We start from the raw sequence: 24774 nt of genomic DNA, 5'->3' as shown, positions 1-24774 counted from the left end.
TCAGGACCTCTTCAGCTTGGGGTCGAGAGCATCACGCAGGCCATCGCCCATCAGATTGATTGCGAGCACGGTCACGAGGATAGCGAGACCGGGGAGCGTGACGACCCACCAGGCACGCAGAATGAATTCGCGCGCTTCCGCGAGCATCGTTCCCCATTCCGGCGTCGGCGGCTGCGCACCCATGCCGAGAAAGCCGAGTGCCGCCGCGTCGAGGATCGCGCTCGAAAAGGAGAGCGTCGCCTGGACGATGAGCGGCGCCATGCAGTTCGGCAGAATGGTCTTGAACATCAGTCTCAAGTGGCCCGCGCCGGCGACCTTTGCCGCCACCACGTAATCCCGGGTCTTCTCCGTCATCACGGCTGCTCGCGTCAGGCGAACGAAGTGAGGCTGGAAGACAAGGGCAATCGCTATCATCGCATTGGTGAGACCCGGCCCGAGCACCGCGACCAGAACGAGCGCAAGTAGCAGAGACGGGAAGGCCAGAATGATGTCCATGATGCGCATGATCACGGTGTCGACCCAGCCGCGGAAGTAGCCGGCAATGACGCCTACGAGGATGCCGCCGACAAGGGACAATGTCGTCACGATAACGCCGACGAACAGCGAAAAGCGCGTGCCGTAGATGAGGCGGGAGAGCATGTCACGGCCGACCGCGTCGGTTCCGAGAAGGAAAGCAGCGCGACCGCCCTCCTCCCAGAAGGGCGGAAGCAGGACGGACTCGCGGTACTGAATGGTCGGATCATGCGGCGCGATAAGCGGAGCACATAGCGCAAGCAGCACCAGGAACACGAAGAACACCAGGCCGATGACGGCCCCGCGGTTTTCGGAAAAATAGTACCAGAATTCGGCGAGCCTCGCCCGGCGGGACGGATCGGTCGATATAGCGGTTGTTACGGTAACTTCGGTCATATCGCCCTCCTCAATGCCGGATACGAGGGTTGATCAGGCCGTAGAGCAGATCCACGGCAAGGTTTACCAGCATGATGACGCCGGCGATGATCAGGAGGCCGCCCTGGATGACGGCATAGTCGCGCCGGAACACCGAGTCGACCATCCATTTGCCGATACCGGGCCAGGAGAAGATCGTCTCCGTCAGGATCGCGCCCGCCAGCATCACACCGATCTGCAGGCCGATGGTGGTCACCACCGGGATCATCGCGTTGCGCAAGGCGTGAATGCCGACCACCCGGAACGTGGAAAGTCCCTTGGCGCGCGCCGTGCGCACATAGTCCTCGGAAAGCACCTCGAGCATCGCCGACCGGGTCTGGCGCGCGATCACGGCGAGCGGAATGGTGCCGAGCACAATCGTCGGCAGAATGAGGTGATTGAAGGCCGACTGGAACGCTCCCTCCTGCCCCGACAACAGCGAATCGATCAGCATGAAGCCGGTCACCGACGGAAAGAAGAACATCAGCGAGATACGTCCGGACACCGGAGTCCACTGCAACATGCCGGAGACGACGATGATCAAAAGCAGGCCCCACCAGAAAATCGGCATCGAGAAGCCGACGAGCGCAGTGCCCATGATCATCTGGTCGAAGATGGACCCGCGCTTGATCGCCGCAACGACACCCGCCGGGATGCCGACGACGACGGCGAAGATAATGGCGCAGAGCGAGAGCTCAACCGTCGCCGGGAAGAGTTCCAGGAACTGATCGATCACTGGTTTCTTGGTGACGATCGACAGTCCGAAATCACCGCGAAGAACGCCCCAGAGATAATCCAGGTACTGCACGACGATGGGGCGATCGAAGCCCAATTGGTGAGAGATTTCGGCGTGTCGCTCCGGCGACATCACCCGTTCGCCGGAAAGCAGCGCAACCGGATCGCCAGGAAGCAGACGAATGAAGGAAAAGGCGATGATAGAGACCCCGATGAATGTCGGAATCAGCACTGCCAAGCGCCCCAGAAGGAATCGGAACATAGTCAAACCTCATGCCAATCGTGCAGCGGACTCGCTTAAGCGGCGGCACTGGCAAAAAGGAAGAGGGGCGCTCGCCCAACGGCAAACGCCCCCTTCGGGTCAGTCGGTAAGATTACTCTACAATATCAACGCCGTCGAAAGCAAAGTCGCCGAGCGGGCTCTGCACGAAGCCTTCGACGTTCTTGCGCATCGGGACGATGGAGAGCGAGTGGTCGAGCGTTGCCCAGGGCGCTTCCTTCTTGAAGACGGCCTGAGCCTGTTCGTAGAGCTTGGTGCGCTCCGCAACGTCAGTTGCTTCCTTGGCCTTGGTCACCAGGTCATCGAACTCCTTGTTGCACCACTGAGCGCGGTTGTTGCCGCCCACAGCGTCGCAGCCAAGCAGCGTGTCGAGGAAGTTGTCCGGATCACCATTGTCACCCGTCCACCCGAGGATCACCGCACCGTCGCGATCCTTTGCCTTGGACTTTTCGAGATATTCGGCCCACTCATAGGAGACGATCTCGACCTTGACGCCGACCTTGGCGAAGTCGGCCTGCATCAGCTCCGCAGCGCGGCGAGCGTTCAGCATGTACGGCCGCGCAACCGGCATCGCCCAGACCTTCATCGAGAGATCCTTGACGCCGGCATCCTCAAGCATCTTCTTGGCGACTTCCGGCTCGTAGGTATCGTCTTCGATGGTGTCATCATAGGACCACATCGTCGGCGGGATCGGGTTCGTCGCCGGGGTGGCCTGACCCTGGAAGACGGCGTCGACGATCGCCTGCTTGTTGATGGCTTTATTCAGCGCCTTGCGGACTTCAACCTTGTCGAAGGGGGGCTGCGTCGTGTTGTAGGCGAGATAGGCGACGTTGAGGCCGGCCTGCTCCATCACCTTGAGGTTCGGATCGGCCTTCATGGCTTCGACATCGGCCGCATTCGGATAGGGCATCAGGTGGCATTCGCCGGCCTGCAGCTTCTGGAAGCGAACGGCTGCATCCGTGGTGATCGCGAATACCAGATCGTCGATCTTCTGTTTTCCGCCCCAATAATCCGGATGGGCCTTGTAACGAATGACCGCATCCTGCTGATAGCCGACGAAGGCGAACGGACCGGTGCCGAGCGGCATCTGGTTAAGCTGGTTCATCTTGCCTTCAGCCTGCAGCTTGTCGGCATATTCCTTCGAGATGATCGAAGCGAAGGGCATGGCCAGGTTGGCGAGGAACGGTGCTTCCTTGCGCTTCAGCTTGACCTTCACGGTCATGTCGTCGACCTTCTCGATCGACTCGAGCACATCCGGCAGACCCATGCCCGCGAAATATTCCCAGGAACCGCCGGTCACGTAGCCATGCCACGGATGGTCGGATTTCCACTGACGCTCGAGCGAGAAGATCACGTCGTCGGCGTTCAGTTCACGGCTCGGGGTGAAGAACTCGGTGGTCTGGAATTTGACACCCGGACGGAGCTTGAAGGTGTATTCGAGGCCATCGTCGGAAATCGTCCAGCTCTCAGCAAGCCCCGGCTCGGTCTCCGTCGTGCCCTTCTTGAATTCGAGAAGGCGGTTGTAAACGGTATGCGCGGCAGCATCGAATGTCGTACCGGCCGTGTAGAGGCCGGGATCGAAGCCTTCCGGTGAACCTTCAGAGCAGTAAACGAATGTCTTCGACCAGGCGGAGCCGGCCATCAGCGTGGCAAGCGCCGTCGCTGCGAAGAGAGTAGTGAGCTTTTTCATGAGCTTGCTTCCCAGATTTGTTTTTTGTTCTCGTATTTGCCTGACGCGGTGTGCGTTTTACACCCGGTCAAGGGCGGATGGAACGACATTTGGCGTCGCAATGCAATAAGTCACTGCAGAAATTTGTCTATGCGAAAAATTCTTCCTTAAGTAGAGCTTGCGCGCCTATCCACGATTTTCGAAGACGACCTCGATGCACCGCGACCATTAACGGCGCGTTTACCGCCTGCATAAGCGAATTGACAGCAATTTCCGCGTGGCGCGCCAGATAGACGCACCGCTTCTTCAGAGCAATCTCGCACTGGTGATAGCGCTTCGCGGTGCCGGGCGGTCACCCCAAAATAGTGCAGTGGAAATGCCGCTCCTGTCGTGCAATAGAATGCATACGGATTTCGGGGAACATTCGGCGTGGGTGACGTCCATGTGGAGGATTTGGCCGGCGACGTGGAGCGAGTAGTGTCCATGTCAGCTTGGCCGGCTAACTGCCGCGCGGCTATTGGGAGATAGCCGGAGCGTGGCGGTCTTGCAGGAAAATCACCGGCGGTATGACCTTTACGAGGAGCTGGAAACGGCTCTCAACCGTGTGGATTTCTTCCGCATTTTCCACACATTGGCGCTGCGTTTCGGCTTCGGGCACTTCGGCGTCCTGCAACTCGGCAACGAGAACGATGCCTGCATGCTGTCCGCTCGACTGGTCCTCCACGACCTTCCCTCCGGCCTCGCCGAGGAATACGACAAACGTTACCGTTTCGGCGATTCCATCGTCTACAGGGCCTTGCATGCCTCGAATATCTCGTCGGTATGGCGGGCGGATGATCCGGTCCTGGTATCCGGCCAGAATCTGCCAGCCCAACTCGGTTTCGAGCTTCTGCTTTGCGTGCCCGTCAGCGCGGCAACGACCGGAGCGCGCTACGCCGTGCTCTTTTTCGGTGACGGCGGGGACCTCGGGCAGGCCGCGCACTACGAACTGTGCTACAGCGCGACGTCGGCCTTCGACTATTTCCATCGGGCAACGCTCGCCAACAAGGCCGGCATGGGCCTGACCCCCAGGGAGACCGAGATACTCAAGTGGATTTCCCACGGAAAGACGGCCAGTGAGATCGCCTTGATCGTCTCGGTCTCGGAACACACCGTGAATTCCCATACCGCGACGATCCTCAAGAAACTCGACGTGGTCAATCGGACGCAAATGGTCGCGAAAGCGATACGAGAACAAATTATCCAGTGAAGTTGCCGGCGCGCCGCCGGTAGAGCCAGGCGCACATGCTTCCCGCATGCGAGCCGATCAATCAGGGATGTGAACCGTCATGACGCGAAAAGCGCACATCTTGCTCATCGACGACAACCCGGCGGAGAACCTGATCCTCAGCGGACTGATCAGGAAAGTGGACAGCATCGACATCGAATTGCACTACTGCCGGACGATGGACAGCGCGATCGCGTTTCTTCTCTCCGGCGAACCGGTCTCGATGGTGCTGCTCGACAATCTCGTGCATCCTCGGGGCGACTTCCGCGAGACCGTTCCCGCGCTGAGGCATCAGGGCTTCATTGGCCCGATCGGCGTCATATCGTCGTCGCCGGGCGACCCTTACTTCCAGAGCCTGGAAGAATACGGCGCCGACTTCCGCATCGACAAATCGGAAATCGATGCGACGGCTATCGAGTTCATTCTAAGGGAATACTTGCCGGACTAATCGCGGCCGCAAGGCACGGCCGCCATGGCGGCGCGCCAATCAGGCCGCCGTGGTCCGCACCTGTGCCGTTTCGTCAAGGCCCAGAAGGAAGTTGATCTGCGGTCTGGCCTTGACCAGATCGTCGATTGAATAGCCCTGAAGCACCTCGAAAAAAGCATTCAATGCCTTGCGCAGGGCCGAATTGAGGCCGCAACTATCCACCAACGGGCAGTCGATTTCACCCGCCTCGAAGCATTCCGCCATGGCAAAGCTGTCTTCGGTGACCTTTACGACGTCGAAGAGGCTGATTTCCGATGCCGGCTTCGGCAGTCGTACACCGCCATTGCGGCCGCGGACCGTTTCCACCAGACCCGCTTTGGTCAAGGGCTGCAAAATCTTGAACAGGAACAACTCGGAGACGCCATAGGCCTTGGCGATCTCAGGGATGCGGCTGAGCTTCTCGCCGTTCGCTGCACAGTACATCAGCATGCGAACAGCGTAGTTCGTTTGCTTCGTCAGACGCATAATTCACTCCGGGATCGAGAAATTCATCTTTTCATCATATAGGACGGATCACAGTTTGGAACAATTCCAAAAAACAGCAAAAAATCACTTCTGGTTGACGGCCACCGTTTCGCTGTTGACTGTCCGCGCGCGCAGCGTCAGAAAGATGAGCGATTTTGTTAAGTTACATGCAAAGCGAAAGCGGAGGGCAACATGCGCATGTCAAGATTGATGATCGGGGCGCTGTCGGTAACGGCGACACTATTTGCTTCGACGGCACCCGTCTGGGCAGACGGCGAGGTCAACATCTATTCCTATCGCCAGCCGGATCTCATCCAGCCCCTGCTGGATGCCTTTACCAAGGAAACCGGCATCACCACCAACGTGCTCTTCCTTGACAAGGGTCTCGTCGAGCGCATCCAGGCGGAAGGGGCAAACTCGCCTGCCGACGTCATCCTGACTGTCGACATCAGCCGCCTCACGGAGGCGAAGGACGCCGGCGTTACGCAGCCGGTCACCAACGAGACGATCAACAAGGACATTCCGGCGCATTTCCGCGATCCCGATGGCAACTGGTTCGGCCTGACGACGCGCGGCCGCGTCGTCTACGCCTCGAAGGAGCGCGTCGCCGAGAACGACATCACTTACGAAGAGCTCGCCGATCCGAAGTGGAAGGGCAAGATCTGCACGCGAGACGGCCAGCATTCCTACAATGTCGGCCTCTTCGCCTCGATGGTCGCCCATCATGGCGAAGCCGAAGCGGAGAAATGGCTGACGGGTCTCAGGAACAACCTCGCCAAGAAGCCGGACGGCGGCGACCGCGACCAGGCGAAGGCCATTCTCGCGGGCGAATGCGACCTCGCCCTCGGCAACAGCTACTACGTCGGTCTCATGATGACCAACGAAAAGGAGCCGGAGCAGAAGGAATGGGCAGCGGCCATCAAGGTCCTGTTCCCGAACAGCAAGGACCGCGGCACCCATGTCAACATCTCCGGCATGGCGCTGGCCAAGAACTCGCCGAACAAGGACAACGCCATCAAGCTGATGGAATTCCTGTCCGAAGGCGAAGCGCAGACGATCTATGCCGAGCAGGTGTTCGAGTACCCGGTGCTCGCCGGCGCCGAGCCATCCGAAATCGTCAAGTCCTTCGGAACGATCAAGCCGGATACACTGCCGCTCGCCGACATCGCGGCCAACCGCAAGAAAGCGTCGGAACTGGTCGACAAGGTCGGTTACAACGACGGCCCGCAGGATTAAGCGGAGGAAACTCTACAGCGCCGCGCGTCTTATCAGACGCGCGGCGCTGTAGCACTTCGAATTGCTGCATTTTTCCTTAAGTCGGCTGCGATTTAAGGAAACATGCAGTACACGGTGACAACAGCGGGGCTGCCCGCTGTTTTCATTTGCGCGGCTAGATCCTTTCACGGTTTCTTCGAAACAGTGAAATGATCTGACTCTTTCAAACTACGCAATTCCGGACGGAAAACCGCTATACACTTTTCCCTGGAATTGCTCTATCGCGGCTGCGTCCGCAATTCGGCTATCAGATCCAGGATCGCCTCGCGCCGCTCCGGCGTGCCGGGATGCGTTGAAAACATGCTGGTTTCCGAGTGATCTTCGAGCTTCGTTTCAAGCAATTGGAAGAAACGAGCGATCGCCGCCGGATCGCGGCCAGCCTTCATCATCAGCTCGACCGAATGCCGGTCGGCCGCAGCCTCCGCTGAGCGCGAGTAGGAAAGTGACAGGAGGCCGCCGCCTTGCACGAGCACGTCCTCGGCGCCGGAGCCAATATCGCCGGCGATCAGCATGATGAGCGCGGCAACGCCCGCGGCGCGATAGATCTGCCGGAGACTGTGCTTCAGTTCGACATGCCCGATTTCATGGGCGAGCACACCGACGATCATCTCAGTGTCGTTTTCGGCGAGTTCGACCAGTTCGTCCGTGAGGATCAGCGTACCGTCCGGCAACGCAAAGGCGTTGGGGCCGATTGCGCCGCCCTTGCGGAAGTTGAGCGTGTAGTCCTCCTCCCCTCCGCCGGAGAGCGCCGCTATAGCCCGGAAGCCCTCGAGAATCCTGCCGCGCCGTGCCTCGTCCAGCTCCGAGTCGTCGAGCACTGTCCTATCCAGAGCCTCCAGCGTGCTCGCCGACATGATACGCGGCACGACGGGCGGGGTGACGGCCACGGCGACTTCCACGAGGGCGGGCAAGGCGAAACGATAGATCAACGCGCCAAGCAGGATGGCTGCCGCGACGAAGGCGATCAGCCGCGGATGAAACCGCTCCATCCGGTGGATGATCCCTTCTCTGCCCCGGCCCCTTCGCGCGAGGAACCGATCGATCGCGTCGTTGTCGCTCGTCTCGAAAAGCGATCCATCGGGAAAGATGATCCGACGCGGAACAGCGCCGACCCGCGCCGAAATCTCGACGGCCGACGATTTGCCGCTGCTGAGTTCCGCGCCTGTTTCGTCGTGCACGACCAAGCGCTCCCCAGTCTCGGCGAAGCTCGAAGGCACCGAACGGCTCGAACCGGCCGGATGCCACTCGCCAAGCGCAATTGCCGGATTGTCAGAAGCCAAAGTCGAAACCTTCTATATCCATGAACTCCGCGCCGACCGCTGATCCCTCCCGCTGGATGGCCGAGAAAATCTCGCCGACGTCGCCCTCGAAATGGATAGCCGTGTGCTCGTTGACGTAGGTGGCCATACGAACCGCGGCCCATGGCCGCATCAATCCGAGAGTTACGAGCGTGATAAGGAAATTCGAGACCGCAATCCAAGTATAGCGAACCCGCGAGAGATCGCTCATCAAGCGATGCTTGCCATCGAAGGTCGTGGCGGACCAAGCGACATTGCGCACCCCGGCACGGTAGAAGAGCGCCGCTGTCCCGAAGACGGCAAACATAAAAACGTAGATGAACACCGCCAGCATGCCGATCGAGGCCTGAAGCTCACCCGAAATCGAGTCGGGGTCGTCGATCAAGGGCGCCATTGCGGTAACGTTGATGGCGAAGATAACTCCGATGATCAACAATCCCAGCAGTATCATCGCCGCCGAGAGCAGCCACGTCTTGTAGATCGCACCCACGGATGGATCGGTCGCAAAGGCTTTCCCTCCATAGCGCAGGTTGTTGCCGATGTACCGGTAGGACCAGCGGCTGGCTAGTGGCGCAAGGAGGCCGAGCGTCAGCGCCGCAAGCACCGGCCCGACAATGAAGGCCACAAACGCCCCGCCGGCCCGTCCTGCGAAGTCGAAGCGCACGTTGCGGTAGCTCGTAACCCGGGCGCTGAAACGCAAACCTCGGGCAAGAAGCCACGGCACGAAAAGGAAGAACAACAGGCCGAGCACGATGCCGACGAGCGGCATGACAGTCAGCATCACGTTGTAAAAAGCGAGATACGCAAGCACGATCAAGCGGCCAATGAGGATTTGGCCGCCCTTTGCGTGATACTCGAAGCCACGGCCGAGCAGGACGGTGTTGCCGTAGAAATAACGGTTGCGGCGAACCTTCGCCCAGGCCGAATAAATCCCAAGCGTGACAATCGTCAGCAGGATATTGACGATCCAGATCCCGAAATATTCGCTGGCGCTGCCGCGAAAGGACAGGCGCTGGAAATCGCCAGCGGCCGAACGCCCGAAATTGTTGCGGCCGTCACGAAATGCCGGCACCGTTGGTGGCTCGCTCAAAGCCATGATCTTCCCCCCGTATCAAGCTCGAAACGCCAGCGCAGAGACATTGGCAGCGCCTGGCACAACAGAATGCATAAGTCCGGGAGCGACCCGCTATCCCCCGATAGTCCCCCGAGCCGCGAATCTCCGACCGATGCGTATCGTCGCACGTTAGTTGTACCACCGCGGGAGATGCAACAAAAAAGGGCCTCCCGAAGGAGGCCCAGACGGGAGGATCTTTCTTGTTTCCTCACTTCATCGTCGGGATGGAGAACTCGGCACCATCCTTGATGCCGGACGGCCAACGAGAGGTGATGGTCTTGGTCTTGGTCCAGAACTTGAACGAATCCGTTCCGTGCTGGTTGAGATCGCCGAAGGAAGAGGACTTCCAGCCGCCGAAGGAGTGATAGGCGAGCGGAACCGGGATCGGCACGTTGACGCCGACCATGCCGATGTTGATGCGGGAAGCGAAGTCGCGCGCCGCATCGCCCTCGCGGGTGTAGATCGCGACACCGTTGCCGTATTCATGCTTCATCGGCAGGGACAGCGCCTCTTCGTAGTTCTTCGCACGGACGACCGAGAGAACCGGTCCGAAGATTTCCGTCTTGTAGATGTCCATGTCCGGCGTCACGTGGTCGAACAGGCAACCGCCGATGAAATGGCCGTTCTCATACCCCTGCAGCTTGAAGTCGCGGCCGTCGACGACGAGCTTCGCGCCCTGCTCGATGCCGCTGTCGATCAGACTCCTGATGCGCTGTTCGGCCTCCTTGGTGACGACCGGGCCCATGTCGGCCTTCTCGTCGGTATAGGGACCGATGCGCAGGCTTTCGACCATCGGCACGAGCTTGTCGATCAGCCGGTTTGCGGTTTCCTCGCCGACCGGAACGGCGACCGAGATCGCCATGCAGCGCTCGCCGGCGGACCCATAGCCCGCGCCGATCAGCGCATTGGCAGCCTGGTCGAGATCGGCGTCCGGCATGATGACCATGTGGTTCTTGGCGCCGCCGAAGCACTGGGCGCGCTTACCGTTCATCGCCGCGGTGCCATAGACGTAGCGGGCGATCGGCGTCGAACCTACGAAGGAAACGGCGGAAATATCCGGGTGCGTCAATATTGCGTCGACCGCGCCCTTGTCGCCGTTGACGACATTGAGCACACCGGCCGGCAGACCGGCCTCGATCATCAGTTCAGCCAGGCGAATCGGCACGGACGGATCACGCTCCGACGGCTTCAGGATGAAGGCGTTGCCGCAGGCGATCGCCGGGGCGAACATCCACATCGGGATCATCGCCGGGAAATTGAACGGGGTGATGCCGGCGCCGACGCCGACGGCCTGACGGATCGAGTACATGTCGATGCCCGGGCCGGCGCCTTCGGTGAATTCGCTCTTCTGCAGGTGCGGAACGCCGATAACGAATTCGCAAACCTCAAGACCGCGAACGATGTCGCCCTTGGCGTCTTCTATCGTCTTGCCGTGCTCACGCGAAAGGATCTCCGCCAACTCGTTCATATGTTCGTTGAGAAGCTGGACGAATTTCATGAAAACGCGAGCGCGGCGCTGAGGATTGGTGGCCGCCCACTTCGGCTGTGCGGCCTTTGCGCTTTCGACCGCTGCGGCGAGTTCCGCCTCGCTTGCGAGCGCCACGGTCCCCTGAACCTCACCTGTCGCAGGATTGAAGATGTTGCTCGTGCGGCCGCTTTTGCCGGCAACGCGCTTGCCATCGATGAAATGTCCGATTTCGTACATTGGGTGCTCCTCCTGATCTTGATTGTGCCTCGATGATCGCACTACGATTTCAACAATTCAATTTCCGATATTCAGGAACCGTTGTGCAAAAATTAAAGCCCATGGAGCTACAGCATGGACTGGGACGATGTCAGAGTATTTCTCGCGGTTGCGCGAACGGGCCAGATCCTCGCTGCCTCGAAGAGGCTCGGCATCAATCACGCCACCCTCAGCCGCCGGGTAACGGCGCTTGAGGAAACACTGAAAACGAGACTTCTCGTCCGGCGCCCCAATGGCTGCGAGCTGACCGCCGAGGGGGAAGTCTTCCTTGCCGCAGCCGAGCGCATGGAAACCGAGATGCTCGCGGCGCAATCGCAGATCGGCCGGATCGACACGGCGATCGCCGGCACGGTTCGCATCGGCGCCCCGGACGGTTTCGGCGTCTCCTTTCTTGCGCCGCGGCTCGGGGCACTGACCGCGCGCTATCCGGAACTGAAACTCCAGCTCGTTCCGGTCCCGCGTTCCTTTTCGTTGTCACAGCGCGAGGCCGACATCGCGATCACCATCGAGCGACCGGAACAGGGGCGTCTCGTTTCATCCAAGCTGACCGATTATACACTCGGGCTCTACGCATCGGCAGATTATCTTGCTCGCCATGGCAGGCCGCGAACGATCGACGATCTCAAGGACCATCGCCGGATCGGCTATGTCGAAGACCTGATCTTCACGCCTTCGCTCAATTTCTCCGCCGAAATCATGCGAAGCTGGGACGCTTCTTTCGAAATCTCCAGCGCGACCGGGCAGACGGAGGCGGTCCGCTCCAGCGCCGGCGTCGGCATTCTGCACAACTACATTGCCCGCCAGGTGCCCGAGCTCGAACGCATCCTGCCGGAAACGACCATCCGGCGCGCCTATTGGACGACTTATCACGAAAGCGCGCGTGATCTCGTGCGCGTGCGCACGGTCGCTTCTTTTCTGCAGGAGCTTGTGACGGCGGAGCATCAGATCTTCGTGTAGACGCAGCTGGTGCACGCGGGTGCGTTACCCAAATGGGCGATGTGACAGAACAATCCCGATCTGCTATTTAGAACAACCTAAAATTGACAAGCCACATATGAGAAATTCCGTCCTTAACCCGCAAACACAACGTTGAGCCGGGGAGCGCCCCCTGGCATGGGGGCACACATGGCCACTGTTACCTACAGCTTCCCTGGGGGATTATATCCCAACCAATACAACCCGCCGCTCGTCGACATCGACTACAACGCCTCGTTCGGCGAACTGGTTGACATGAGTACGGCCACGCGCTTGAGCACGAGCACGACGCAGGTCGTCTTCGGACTTGGCAACGGCTTGAAATTGAAGCTGGTCGGCACCGGATTCGCGTTCGACGCCAATGGACATGCTGTTGGCGGGACGATCTCGTCCATCCAGATTCTTCAAAACAATGGAACGACGTTGGTCCAGGCAATAAGCGGTTTGAGCGTGTCTCTCGAACTGTTTCAGGATGCGGCCATCGGGTTCGACAACTGGGGCCTGGAGGATTGGCTTTTCAACAGAGCAGATACATTCAACGGATCCGCCGGCGATGACTCGATGGAAGGCCGCAGCGGCAATGACATCCTGAACGGCAACGGCGGCGACGACTTCATTACCGGAGGCGAAGGCGACGACACTTACAACGGCGGCGCCGGCTTCGACGTGCTCAGCTTCCAGGACGCTTACTACACTCCAGAAGCGTTTCGCGGCGTCAATCTCAACGCCACCACCGGGATCGTTAGCGACCCCTACGGTTTCTCCGAAACTTTCACGAGTTTCGAACAGTTTCGCGGCACGCAGTTCGCCGACATTTTGACGGGCTCGGCCGTGGACGAAGAGTTCGTGGGCCTTGGAGGAAGAGACACGATCAACGGCGGCGGCGGCATCGACGCCGTGAGATACGACAGGGACGTTGACCGCGGCGGAAATGCCGGCGTCAACGTCAATCTCACCACTGGCGTTGCAAAGGATGGCTTTGGCAGTCAGGACACGCTGACAAGTATCGAGGACGTGCGCGGCACCATTTTCGCCGACACCATCGTCGGTAGTTCCGCTGCAAACTTTCTCAGAGGCGGCGCTGGCAATGACTCGATCAACGGCGCCGGCGGTTCCGATGAAATGCGAGGCGGTCAGGGGAATGACACCTACTTCGTAAACAGCACCGGCGACATCGTTGACGAAAGCGCCGATGGCGGCGCAGGCGCCGACACGGTTCGCTCGTTCATATCGTTCAATCTCAGCAGCGCCACCGCCGTCCGCGGCAGCGTCGAGCATCTCGCCCTGCTCGGCACCAGCAACATCAGCGGCACCGGGAACAGCTTGAACAATGTCTTGAGCGGGAACTCAGGCAACAATGGTCTCAATGGCGCCGCCGGCAACGACCTCATCAACGGTGGTCTCGGCAACGATAGCCTGACGGGTTCTACCGGCCTGGACACGTTTTTCTTCAGTACTGCGCTCAACGCCACGACGAATGTCGACACGATCAACGGCTTTATCGTCGCGGACGACACGATCCGGCTGGAAAACGCGATATTCTCCGCAATCCTCGGTACTGGCACGCTGACGGCGGCACAGTTCGTCAAGAACACGACGGGTTTGGCCGCTGACGCCAACGACCGCATCATCTACGAGAGCGATACCGGAAAGCTGCTCTACGACAGCAACGGAAATGCGGCTGGTGGATCCGTTCACTTTGCGACGATAGGAACCAATCTTGCGCTTACCGCAGCCGATTTCTTTATCGTCTGAAACGGACGTTCGCGCGAATCGACGGTTTCGCGATCAGTCCAGAGGACTTGCAATCTGAAGGTGACAAAGGGAGATGGGCGAGAATGGTACGGTTGGGTGGTCTCGAACCACCGACCTCAGGTGCCACAAACCTGCGCTCTAACCAACTGAGCTACAACCGCACGCGGATGCGACATGTGTCGCTTGGCGGCTCACATACGGGCACTCCCGCTGATTTGCAAGCCTTAACTTGTGATTATCCTGCAAAAAGACCGGATGGCAAGCCATCCGGTCTTCCGATGGTGCTCCTGCATGTTTCCTCAAATCGGAACCGATTGAAGGATGAAAACATGCAGCAACCTAAAGTGCGACAGCGACCTTTGTGCGCCTGAAAAGACGCACGGCGCTGTAGGCGCTGAGATCTACCGGATCAGGCCTTCTTGAAGCTCGACATTGCCTTTTCGGCCGCTTCCTTGCCCGGCTTCGCAACGTTTTCCGCGACCTTCTTGGTCGCTTCCTGCATGGTCTTCGCCTGCTCTACGGCGAGCTCGGCCTGCTTGCGGATGAAAGTGGTCTGGAGTTCGACCAGCTCCGAAAGCGACTTCACGCCGAGCAGCGCTTCCATGTGCGAAAGGGAATTTTCCGCATTGGTGCGGAGCGCATCGATGGCCTTGAGACCGAGTTCGACGGTGCCGGTCTGAGCGCTTTCAAACGTCGCTTCGACGGTCTTCGTCGCTTCTTCGGCAGCGGTCTTCATCTTGGCATAAGCTTCCTTCGACTGCGCGGCGCCCTTTTCGGCGAACTCGCGGAAGCTGTCGGTCAGCTTGGCCGGATCGAAGGAGGAAAGGGAAAATGCGTCGTCGGTCTTCTTGGTAGCCATGGTAAGCGCTCCTTGGTGTGGCCCTCTTAAGAGGCGCCGGTTTGTTACTGCCCCCTATATAATCAATTTCATTGTGCATTGCAACATAATTGTGCATTGCACAATCCGACTGCTATTAACCTTGCGCGGCGAAAGGCGTTGTCGACCCCGCGCCTTTGCTGGACCCTCGCAGATGGGCCGGGTATTAATAGAGTGTTAACGCGCAAGCGATCCGTCAATAGGCCTGCCCATGCCCGAGAGACAGTATCCCTTCATCGACATTGCCGTGCATGCACGGGTGCGGGATCATTTTGCCAAAGGGGATGCCTCCGTCCTGTTTTCGAAGGATCTCGGCCGCGTATTGTGGGCCAATGACCAGGGTGCGAGCCTGTTTGGCGTGGCATCCGTCTATGATTTCATCGATGCCGCCCTTGATCAAAGCGATCTCTCGCTTCGCCAGTTGCGTGCAGCGGCAACGCAGCTTTCAGCCGTCGGAGACCGGCGGCAACTGCTGATCCGAATGTCCAGCGGCTTCCGGCGCCTGCCTTTGAATGCGTCCGTGGAATTGATCCGCATCCGGCCGGGCGAAGACGCGGTCCTCTTCACCACACCGCATAACGGAAAGGCACTGACGACCGAGGAGCGGGCAGCCCGGATGATCGCGGGGCTCGACGGGCCTGACACGCACATGGCTGTGCTCGACAGTGACGGCGCGATTCTTGCGCAATCTTCCGGGTTCGATGATTTGGGTTTGTCGGAAGAGGTTCGCCGCACACTCGTTTCCGATGTCGCGCGCGACAGGGACCGGCTGATCAAGCGCCCGGTCACGACAAGTAAGGGCGAACTGCCCGCTGCCATCGGCAAGGTATCCGACCACCCGGCCCTGCATCTCCTGTTTGCCGTGGAAGCCATCCTCGAGGATATCGACTCCGATGCGGCACCGGACGTAGCGGACGACTATATGCCGTCGTCGATCGAAAGCGTCGACGAGCCGAACGCCGGTGATCTGCCGGAAGCCCCGGACACAGCATCGACGCCGGCGGATGCAGAGCAATATGCGCCCGAGGGCGCGAGCGTTTCGGATGAACAAGGCGTATTGGCCCTGGAGTCCGACGAAGTCACATCGGCGTCGGCCGAGCCTGCCGATCAAGAGGAGCCTCCCGCAGAGCGCGAGCCAGCCGCAGCACCTGCGAAGCAAGACAATGCCGGCGATGCTGACGCTCCCGAGTTCGCATTCACGCCCGGCGGCCGAGCCGTTCGCTTCGTGTGGAAAATAGACGCGCAGGGACGTTTCAGCGAGATCTCGGAGGAGTTTGCATCGGCCGTCGGCCCGAGCGCCGCCGATGTGATAGGCGAGACGTTTGCCGACCTCGCCGCGCGCTATGGTCTCGACCCCGACAACCGGATCAGCGAACTCCTGCGCCGGCGCGACACCTGGTCGGGCAAGACGATCCTCTGGCCGATCGAGGGAACGAGCCTCAAGGTGCCCGTCGACCTCGCCGCCCTCCCCACCTATTCGCGGTCTCGCGAATTCGACGGCTTTCGCGGGTTCGGTATCGTCAGGGTCGCGGACGCGGTCAGCGACGACAAGGCCAGCGGGTTGGCGCTCGGCCGCACTGCCGAACCTCGGCCGGCTGCCCTGCCCCAAGAGAGCGAGGGCGAGGCCGCCGAGCAGACGGTCACCACCGCAGCAGAATCCGGTTCAGACATCACGGCCTCTGACCAGCCGTCCGGCCGCGATGAGAAATGGGCAGACTCCGACGCCGCAGCAACGGTTTCGCCAGGCCCGGAGGATCCCTTCCGCGGCGAGCGTCCGGCACTGCATGTCGCCGAAGCACCGGAGCGCCCCTCGTCCAACAAGATCGTGGATCTCGATGAGCGCCGGTCGGGAACGGCCGGAACGCTGACGCGAGGCGAACAGGCCGCCTTTCGCGAAATTGCGAGACAGCTCGGCGAACATTTCGTCGCGCGCGGAGAGGACGAGGGTATCGAGGAGCCGGCCTCCACATCCGCACCGGCCAAGGAAACGCCCTCTCCCGTCGTCGCATCCGATACCGGCGACGCGAGCGAGACGGAAGCGACCGTCGAGCAGAACGAGCCTGCGCCATCAGCCGACGATGAAGCGCCTTCGACATCGCGAACGCCCGTCGGCATGAGCAGCGAGATTCTTGACCGCCTGCCTCTCGGCCTTCTCGTCCACTATGGCGACGAGTTGCTACATGCCAATCCGGAATTCCTGCAACTGACGGGATACGATGACCTCGCGAGCCTGTCGCAGGAGGGCGGCATCGACGCGCTCTTCGCCCACGCCGACGACCTGGTCGACAAGCAGCCGGAGGGGCAGCCGGAGAAGCAGCCGGACGGGACGATGACGCTGATCCGCAGGAACGGCCAGCTTGCATCGGTCAACGCTCATCTTCATTCGATCCGATGGGAGGGCAAAAGCGCGCTCATGCTCGCGCTGGCGCCGGTGAGCGGAAGCGAAGACGCACAAACAAAAGGCGAAGACGATGTGGCGGCAAGCGAAGCAAGCCGCCTGCGGATGGAAATCGAGGAACTTCGCTCCATTCTGGAGACCGCGACCGACGGCGTCGTTATCCTCGGGCAGGAAGGCGACGTGCGGACGATGAACCGCTCGGCGAGCGCGCTCTTCAACTACGACGAAGACGAGATCCGGGGGAAGCCCTTTGCCGCACTCTTCGCCCATGAGAGCCAGAGGGCGGTGCTCGACTATCTGCAGGGTCTCTCCGGCCATGGCGTTGCAAGCGTGCTCAATGACGGCCGCGAAGTCATCGGCCGCGAGGCAAACGGAGGCTTCATCCCGTTGTTCATGACCATTGGACGGCTTTCATCGTCCAATGGCTACTGTGCCGTCATCCGCGACATCACGCAGTGGAAGCGGACCGAAGAGGAATTGCGGAATGCGAAGCGCGCCGCCGAAACGGCCAATGCCCACAAGACGGAGTTCCTGGCGAGGGTGAGCCACGAGATCCGCACGCCGCTGAACGCCATCATCGGCTTTTCCGACATGATGGCGAGCGAGCATTTCGGCCCGGTCGGCCATCCCCGTTACATCGAATATGCCGGAGATATCGGCCGATCCGGCAGGCACGTGCTCGACATCGTCAACGATCTGCTCGACATCTCGAAGATCGAGGCCGGTGAGATGGACCTCGATTTCAGCGCCGTGGATATCAACGACGCGGTTTCCGAGGCGGTCTCGCTGGTGCAGCCGCAGGCCAACAGTCAGCGCGTGATCATCCGCACCTCGCTCTCGGCGTCTGTTCCGACGGTCGTAGCAGACGGCCGATCCATCAAGCAGATCGCGCTCAATATCCTGGCGAACGCCATCCGTTTCACCCCCTCCGGCGGCCAGATCGTCGTGTCGACGTCCTACGAGGCAAACGGAAGCGTGATCCTGCGGATCCGCGATACCGGGATCGGCATGACGCGCGGCGAGCTCGATCAAGCGATGAAACCCTTCCGTCAGGTAACGACAGGCGGCCGCAAGCGTGGCGACGGCACCGGCCTCGGCCTGCCGCTGACCAAAGCCATGACCGAGGCGAACCGCGCGCAGTTCTCGATCAATTCCACGCCGAACGAGGGCACGCTCGTCGAAATTTCCTTCCCATCGCAACGCGTCTTGGCGAACTGAGGACGAATGCTGTAAGGAAATGTTGACTCGCGGGAACCAGTTTGCCGGTCCCCGGCAGCCTTTACCTTACCGCTTCGTCTCGGGACCGATCGCTTGCAGTCCACATCCAGGAGCCTCAGAAAACGCTATGCCCGCTCGGGAACGGGTCTTGGCCACCCGTTGCTCGCGATCTGGGCCATAGTCGCCTCGGCAGTCGTGCTGATGCCGATGATCGCCATTGCCTGGCTTGCTGTTTCGGGTGGCAGCGCGGACTGGCCGCATCTCATTGAAAACGTCATCCCCCGCGCCACGGGACGAACACTGCTGCTCGTCGTGCTGACGGGTGCGGCGACGGCCTTTATCGGCATTCTGACCGCGTGGCTGGTGGCGAGTTGCGAATTTCCGCTACGCCGTTTTCTTTCCGCCGCGCTCGTTCTGCCTCTTGCGATACCCGCCTATCTCGCGGCTTACGCCTTCGGCGAACTTCTCACCTTCACGGGTCCTGTCCAGGGGCTGATCCGGGTCGTCTTCGGTTTCCAGACGAGCCGGGACTACTGGTTTCCGGATGTGCGCTCGCTCGGCGGCGCGGTACTCGTGTTGAGCTCGGTGCTCTACCCTTATATCTATCTCGCCTGCCGCTCGATGTTCCTGATGCAGGGGCGCGCGGCCGCAGACGTGGCGCGCACGCTCGGTGCCGGGCCGCTCAAGGTGTTTTTCCGGATCCAGATCCCGATGGCGCGGCCCGCCATCATGATCGGCCTGACGCTTGTCGCCATGGAAACGCTGAACGACATCGGAGCGGTCGAGTTTCTGGGCGTTCAGACATTGACCTTCTCGATTTTCGACACCTGGCTCAACCGCGGCAGCCTGGCCGGCGCCGCGCAGATCGCTTGCATCATGCTGCTCTTCGTCGTTGCACTGATGATGGTTGAGCGTGCTGCCCGCCGCAGGCAGCGCTTCGCCAGTCAGAAGACGACGGCCGCCGTGCACGATCTTGCCAGGCTTACGCTGTCGGGCTGGAAAAAATGGGCCGCGACGATCGTCTGCCTGCTCCCGATGCTGTCGGGCTTTGCCATTCCCTTCTTCGTGCTGGGGAATTACGCGCTGAAACGTCTCGATCAGTTTCTGGCGCCACGCCTTCTGAATGCGCTGTTGCATAGCATCCTGGTTTCCGGCCTGACCGCGCTTGTCGCGGTGCTTCTGGGATTTGTCCTTGCCTACGCCGCGCGGACCGGGCGTTCCCGCATCACCGATGCCGCCGGCCGCCTGGCCTCCTTTGGCTATGGCGTTCCGGGTACGGTTCTCGCGATCGGCGTGCTTTTTCCGCTCGCGGCGCTCGATAATGCCATTGATGCGCAGGCGAGAGATCTGTTCGGAATTTCGACCGGGCTCCTGATGAGCGGCACCGGCTTTGCTATCATCTATGCCTGCACAGTCCGCTTCCTCACCATGGCAGAAGGCACGCTCGAGGCCGGCTTCCAGAAATTGTCGCCGCATCTCGACATGGCGGCGCGTGCGCTCGGACGTACGAGCGGCCAGACGCTGCGGACAGTGCTTCTGCCGATGATGCGACCCGCGGTGCTGACGGCGGCACTGCTCGTCTTCATCGAGACGATGAAGGAACTCTCGGCAACCATCATGCTGAGGCCCTTCAACTTCAACACCCTTGCCACTCTGGTCTACGAGGATGCCTCGCGCGCAAAGGTCGAGGACGCCTCCGTCGCGGCGATGATCATCGTCATCGCGGGCATGGTCCCGGTGATCCTGGTGTCGAGATCACTTGAACGCCGTCCCTGACCATAACCGCCGAAATCGATTGCGCGTAACAAAAAAAGAGGCAGCCGAAAGCCGCCTCTGGAGTCAATGCTAACCAACAAATGCTCGAGAAAAGGTGACATCATGTCTGCGGCAACATCGCTGCTGCGGCACCGGCCCTTGACTGGTCGGCCTCAAGTTGGTTCGACCATGCACCGCCAAATGTAAACAGGATCTTACTTTTTGATCCAACAATCTTAAGCAATCGCGCGCAAGTCCGACGATTTGGTTAATTCGCCGGACGTGGACCGGTTAACGCGCGAGGACGTGGTCTATGGGGTGGAACAGGCGGGAAAGCAGCGGGATAGCGCAGCAGCCGCAATCCCGCTCCAAGGATCAGCTTTTCAATGCATCTAGCCCGGCAAAGAGGTCGAGCGCCTCGGGATTGGCCAGCGCTTCCTTGTTCTTGACCGGTCGGCCATGCACGACGTCGCGAACCGCAAGCTCGACGATCTTGCCCGATTTGGTCCGCGGAATATCCGCGACGGCAATGATCTTCGCCGGCACGTGACGCGGCGAGGCGCCGGTGCGGATGCGGTTCTTGATGGCCCTCGTCAGTTCGTCGGTCAATTCGACACCCGGCGACAGCCGGACGAAGAGGATCACCCGGACATCATCCTCCCAGTCCTGGCCAATGCAGAGGGCCTCGGCGACCTCTTCCATCTGCTCGACCTGATTGTAGATCTCCGCCGTGCCGATGCGCACGCCGCCCGGGTTGAGCGTCGCATCGGAACGGCCATGAATGATGATGCCGCCATGAGGTGTCCATTCGGCAAAATCACCGTGGCACCAAACATTGTCGAAGCGCTCGAAATAGGCTGCGCGGTACTTGGTGCCCTCGGGGTCGTTCCAGAACATGACCGGCATCGACGGAAACGCCTTGGTGCAAACGAGTTCGCCTTTCTCGCCGCGCACGGGTTGGCCTTCGTCGTTCCAGACGTCCATGGCGAGCCCCAGGCCGGGCCCCTGGATTTCGCCGCGCCATACCGGTTTCAGGGGATTGCCGAGCACAAAGCAGGATACGATGTCGGTGCCGCCGGAGATCGAGGCGAGTTGCACGTCCGACTTGATGCCTTCGTAGACGAACGTGAAGCCTTCCGGAGAAAGCGGCGAACCTGTCGACGTCAACAGCCGCAGGGCGGACAGGTCATGGGTGCTTACCGGCGTGAAGCCACCCTTGCGCACCGCATCGATATATTTTGCCGACGTGCCGAAGATCGCGAAACGTTCCTCCGCCGCATAGTCGAAGAGAACGTTGCCATTCGGATAGAAGGGCGAGCCGTCGAAGAGACAAAGGGTCGCTCCCGAGGCTAGCCCGGAGACCAACCAATTCCACATCATCCAGCCGCAGGTGGTGAAGTAGAAGAGCTTCTCGCCCTCCTGCAGACCGCAATGGAAGCGCTGTTCCTTCAGGTGTTGCAACAGCGCACCGCCGGCCGAATGCACGATGCATTTCGGCACGCCGGTGGTACCGGAGGAAAACAGGACATAGAGCGGATGGCTGAACGGCAGCCGCTCGAAAACGAGCGGCTTGGCTTCGAAGCCCGCGATGAAATCGGCAAGCGTCACTCCGCCCTCAACCGCGCCGGCCAGCGAGACGCTGTCGCCCGCATAGGGAACAATGACGGTGGGCACGGCCAGCCTGGAGGCTACAGCGCCCACCTTGCCGGCGACATCCTGCCGCTTGCCGTTATACCAATAGCCGTCGCAGGCGATGAACAATTTGGGGCCGATCTGGCCGAAGCGGTCGAGAACCCCCTGTTCGCCGAAGTCGGGCGAGCAGGACGACCAGATAGCGCCGATCGACGCGGTCGCAAGCATCAGCGCAATCGTCTCAGGCATGTTCGGCATCATCGCGGCAACGCGGTCGCCTTTACCGATGCCCTGCGCTTTCATTGCCTGCTGGAGGCGCGACACCAAGGCGCGCAATTCGTCCCAGGAAAGGCGATAGCTAACCTTGTCCTCGCCACGAAAGACCAGCGCGTCGCCAGCGCCGCTGTTGCGCAGCAGGTTTTCTGCGAAATTCAGCGTGGCGTCCGGAAAGAAGCGGGCGTCAAGCATGCGATCGCCGTTGATGAGCGCGCGCTCCCCGCGATCACCGACAACCCCGCAAAAGTCCCAGACCGCAGTCCAAAAGTCGCCGCGCTCGGCCACGGACCACGCATGGAAGGCGTCATAGTCGGCAAAATTCCGGCCGAACCGTTGCCCGCACCACGACATGAATTGAGCCATTGGGCTTCGCTCGAGAATCTCGGCACCAGGAACCCACAAAGGTCGATCTGCTTGCATGCTTTCCTCCACTCCTCTGCGTGTTTCTATACCATGCTGCAACGCAAAATAAACAGCATGCGGCTAGGTTCGGCATCGCGATGACGACATTTCCCTGTCAGCCGTATTTGCTTTATCAAAACCGAAGGCCTATCCAGACGGCTTGACCCGAGAGCAAGCGAAAATCCGACCGAAATGACGAGACAGATCCTGCATATATGGCGCAGTTCCAGCCTTCGGTCGCGGATCGGCCGGCGTCACCTCGTCTGGTCCGCCGGGATCGGCATCGGCCTCGCCATCGCGTACAACGCCGCGCTGCCGCTGGTCATTTCCACGACCGATGCGCGCGCGACGATGGAACGGATGCTCGACGGCTGGTCGGGCGGCAAGAGCAGGATTGGCGGTGAACCGGAAATCCGCTTCTGGCCGGAGCCTGAGCTGACGCTGTCCTCGGCGACGATCGAAACCGACGAGGCAACCCCGCGCCCGCTTGCGCATATCGGCCGCATTACCGCATCCTTCAGCTTGCTTGCGGCGCTTCGCGGCGAACCGGCGCTGGACGATATCCGCTTCGTCGATCCGGTCGTCACCATCGAGCGCGCCGCCGACGGAACCGTCAACTGGAAACGGCCGCACTGGCTGAGCCTGGCTGAGGAGACGACGGTCGAGGAGGATACACCCTTCGGCGACATAACGATCGAAAACGGCCGGATCCGCGTCCTCGACCGAATGGCCGACAGCGCCCTGGACATCGACGTTCCGGCGATCTCCGGAACCGTCAAATGGCCATCCTTTGCTGAGCGCGTGAGCGCCCAGCTTTCAACGACCATCGGCGGCCAGGCGATTGACTGGGCATTGATCTGCGACGAGCCGCTCGCCCTCTTTGCCGGTCGCAATGCATCGCTCAGGACATCGCTGACCTCGGCCCCGTTGACCTTCTCCTTCGAAGGCATCGGCAATCTTTCGATGTATCCCTTTGCCTCCGGCCATCTGCAGGCATCGGCACCGTCGCTGTCCGCGCTTCTCGCCTGGTATCGGGGCACTTCGTCGGGCACGCTTCCTGCAGGTGCTTTCAGCATCGATGCCATGGTGGCAACTGGCGAAAAGACGCTCAAGCTCGACGATCTGCAACTGGTGATGGGCGGCGCCACGGCAACTGGTGTCCTGGACATCGCGTTTCCGGCCGGCGACACGCCGCGTGTCGAAGGAACGCTCGCCTTCGACCGCATCGATCTCAACGGCATCACTCCCCCGAATGCAAAGTCTGCGGGCACCAGCGACCCCGAATGGCAAATGGCGGAATCCCTCTTCGGCGCCTGGCGTGCAGACGTGCGGCTTTCATCGCAGGAAGTGCTCGTCGGTCCGCTGCATCTCACAGAGGTGGCAGCCGGCGTGATGATCAATGGCAACCGGGTGTCGCTCGATATCGGTGACAGCACCTATGCAAACGGCATTCTCAGCGGCCGCGCGGTGCTCTCCGACAAGGGGCCGGAACATGGCGGCAAGTTGCAGATGAGCCTGAAAGATGCCGACTTTGCCGCCGTACTCGACGGTTTCGGCCTGAAGGGCCCGACGCCAAGCGGCAGGGGCACCCTCAATCTCGATCTTGCTACCGATCATCCTGTCTGGGCGACCGGCGCGTCCGACCTTTCAGGTCGCCTGACATTTTCGCTGGCGAATGGCAGCCTCGCCGGATTCGATGCGAACGCCTTTATCGACCTCGTCCGAAGAGGAGAATTCTTCTCTCTTTCTGAGGCGAGCGACGGGGCGTTCAACTTCCAGGCAGCCGATATCGAGGCGATCTTCGGCGCGGGCGTGGCGCGACTGAACCGGGCGAATTTTACCGGACCGTCGGGCGGCATGGCGATCACCGGCGTTATCCCTTACCGCACGGGCAGCCTCGCGCTCGCCGGAACACTCGAAAATCCGACGACGGTCAACCAGCCGCTGCGCTTCTTTGTCGGCGGGACCTGGCCAAATGCGGTTATCTCGCCGATCTCCGTCCTTGTGGAACCGCAATAGACGGCCAGCGCCAAACCATACCGTCGGTGGGTCAGCCTATCGCGGCAAATGCGGCGCGCTCGTCCCTCTCTCGCTGGACCTCCCGCCGCTTCGTCACGATCGACGCGACGAGCACGCCGAGTGCAACGACACCGATCAGGATCGTGCAGATCGCGTTGATTTCGGGCGTCACGCCGAGACGGACCTGGCTGTAGATCTTCATCGGC

General features: G+C 60.7%; 17 protein-coding genes, 1 tRNA gene and 1 pseudogene. 8 read left to right on the top strand and 11 right to left on the bottom strand.

Annotated features, from left to right (window positions below; all coding sequences use genetic code 11):
• The 3 genes from QN224_RS03330 to QN224_RS03320 all read right to left on the bottom strand — a co-directional run bounded on the left by QN224_RS03330 (position 1) and on the right by QN224_RS03320 (position 3632).
• Positions 1–909: an ABC transporter permease subunit gene (locus QN224_RS03330; RefSeq protein WP_173510832.1), complete on the bottom strand. Its 909-nt coding sequence runs from the start codon at positions 907–909 to the stop codon at positions 1–3.
• A 10-nt stretch (positions 910–919) separates the two neighbouring features.
• Complete coding sequence (locus QN224_RS03325; protein WP_283975526.1) at positions 920–1924, bottom strand: ABC transporter permease subunit; 1005 nt, start codon at positions 1922–1924, stop codon at positions 920–922.
• Positions 1925–2036: 112 nt separating this feature from the next.
• Entirely contained in the window at positions 2037–3632 is a 1596-nt protein-coding gene (locus QN224_RS03320; protein ID WP_283975525.1) for an ABC transporter substrate-binding protein, read from the bottom strand.
• 514 nt (positions 3633–4146) lie between these two features.
• Between QN224_RS03320 and QN224_RS03315 the strand changes: the two genes are divergently transcribed.
• The gene (locus QN224_RS03315; RefSeq protein ID WP_283975524.1) at positions 4147–4860 is read left to right on the top strand and encodes a helix-turn-helix transcriptional regulator; all 714 of its coding nucleotides are present in this window, start codon (positions 4147–4149) and stop codon (positions 4858–4860) included.
• Between the two features lie 79 nt (positions 4861–4939).
• Positions 4940–5326 (top strand): response regulator, encoded by a 387-nt coding sequence (locus tag QN224_RS03310; protein ID WP_173510836.1) that lies wholly within the window; start codon positions 4940–4942, stop codon positions 5324–5326.
• 39 nt (positions 5327–5365) lie between these two features.
• Here QN224_RS03310 and rirA read toward each other — a convergent pair whose 3' ends face one another.
• Positions 5366–5830 (bottom strand): iron-responsive transcriptional regulator RirA, encoded by a 465-nt coding sequence (gene rirA / locus QN224_RS03305; protein ID WP_173510837.1) that lies wholly within the window; start codon positions 5828–5830, stop codon positions 5366–5368.
• A gap of 192 nt (positions 5831–6022) precedes the next feature.
• Between rirA and QN224_RS03300 the strand changes: the two genes are divergently transcribed.
• The gene (locus tag QN224_RS03300; RefSeq protein WP_173510838.1) at positions 6023–7066 is read left to right on the top strand and encodes a Fe(3+) ABC transporter substrate-binding protein; all 1044 of its coding nucleotides are present in this window, start codon (positions 6023–6025) and stop codon (positions 7064–7066) included.
• A gap of 257 nt (positions 7067–7323) precedes the next feature.
• Here the strand turns inward: QN224_RS03300 and QN224_RS03295 are convergent, their stop codons facing one another.
• The 3 genes from QN224_RS03295 to QN224_RS03285 all read right to left on the bottom strand — a co-directional run bounded on the left by QN224_RS03295 (position 7324) and on the right by QN224_RS03285 (position 11222).
• Positions 7324–8385, bottom strand: coding sequence for a M48 family metallopeptidase (locus QN224_RS03295; protein ID WP_283975523.1), 1062 nt, complete (start codon positions 8383–8385; stop codon positions 7324–7326).
• Positions 8375–9499 carry a YjgN family protein gene (locus QN224_RS03290; RefSeq protein ID WP_283975522.1) on the bottom strand — a complete coding sequence of 375 codons (1125 nt, stop codon included), beginning with the start codon at positions 9497–9499 and terminating at the stop codon, positions 8375–8377. The genes QN224_RS03295 and QN224_RS03290 overlap by 11 nt, the downstream gene beginning before the upstream one ends.
• Positions 9500–9725: 226 nt before the next feature.
• Positions 9726–11222 carry a CoA-acylating methylmalonate-semialdehyde dehydrogenase gene (locus tag QN224_RS03285; RefSeq protein WP_283975521.1) on the bottom strand — a complete coding sequence of 499 codons (1497 nt, stop codon included), beginning with the start codon at positions 11220–11222 and terminating at the stop codon, positions 9726–9728.
• A gap of 114 nt (positions 11223–11336) precedes the next feature.
• Here QN224_RS03285 and QN224_RS03280 point away from each other — a divergent pair, with 114 nt between their 5' ends.
• Together QN224_RS03280 and QN224_RS03275 are read left to right on the top strand one after the other, a co-directional pair.
• A complete protein-coding gene (locus QN224_RS03280) occupies positions 11337–12218 on the top strand; it encodes a LysR family transcriptional regulator (protein WP_269277940.1) in 882 nt (293 codons plus the stop codon).
• A gap of 168 nt (positions 12219–12386) precedes the next feature.
• Entirely contained in the window at positions 12387–13991 is a 1605-nt protein-coding gene (locus QN224_RS03275; RefSeq protein WP_283975520.1) for a calcium-binding protein, read from the top strand.
• Positions 13992–14075: 84 nt separating this feature from the next.
• On the opposite strand, the gene QN224_RS03270 is transcribed toward QN224_RS03275, so the two are convergent.
• A tRNA-His gene (locus QN224_RS03270) sits at positions 14076–14152 on the bottom strand.
• Positions 14153–14400: 248 nt separating this feature from the next.
• The gene (locus QN224_RS03265; RefSeq protein WP_283975519.1) at positions 14401–14850 is read right to left on the bottom strand and encodes a phasin; all 450 of its coding nucleotides are present in this window, start codon (positions 14848–14850) and stop codon (positions 14401–14403) included.
• A gap of 229 nt (positions 14851–15079) precedes the next feature.
• On the opposite strand from QN224_RS03265, the gene QN224_RS03260 reads away from it, so the two are divergent.
• Both QN224_RS03260 and QN224_RS03255 read left to right on the top strand, forming a co-directional pair.
• Positions 15080–18484 carry a PAS domain S-box protein gene (locus QN224_RS03260; RefSeq protein ID WP_283975518.1) on the top strand — a complete coding sequence of 1135 codons (3405 nt, stop codon included), beginning with the start codon at positions 15080–15082 and terminating at the stop codon, positions 18482–18484.
• A gap of 93 nt (positions 18485–18577) precedes the next feature.
• Positions 18578–20260: an iron ABC transporter permease gene (locus QN224_RS03255; RefSeq protein ID WP_283975517.1), complete on the top strand. Its 1683-nt coding sequence runs from the start codon at positions 18578–18580 to the stop codon at positions 20258–20260.
• A 354-nt stretch (positions 20261–20614) separates the two neighbouring features.
• Here QN224_RS03255 and QN224_RS03250 read toward each other — a convergent pair whose 3' ends face one another.
• Positions 20615–22567: an acetoacetate--CoA ligase gene (locus QN224_RS03250; RefSeq protein ID WP_283975516.1), complete on the bottom strand. Its 1953-nt coding sequence runs from the start codon at positions 22565–22567 to the stop codon at positions 20615–20617.
• A gap of 174 nt (positions 22568–22741) precedes the next feature.
• On the opposite strand from QN224_RS03250, the gene QN224_RS03245 reads away from it, so the two are divergent.
• The gene (locus QN224_RS03245) at positions 22742–24568 is read left to right on the top strand and encodes an AsmA family protein (protein ID WP_283975515.1); all 1827 of its coding nucleotides are present in this window, start codon (positions 22742–22744) and stop codon (positions 24566–24568) included.
• Between the two features lie 31 nt (positions 24569–24599).
• Here the strand turns inward: QN224_RS03245 and QN224_RS03240 are convergent.
• Positions 24600–24774 (bottom strand): annotated as a pseudogene (locus tag QN224_RS03240) (putrescine ABC transporter permease PotI); the annotation flags it as partial.

The sequence above is a fragment of the Sinorhizobium sp. 7-81 genome (assembly GCF_030124405.1).
Taxonomy (GTDB): domain Bacteria; phylum Pseudomonadota; class Alphaproteobacteria; order Rhizobiales; family Rhizobiaceae; genus Sinorhizobium; species Sinorhizobium psoraleae.
Note: the sequence above shows the minus strand (reverse complement) of the source record. Positions and strands in the feature narration are given on the sequence as shown.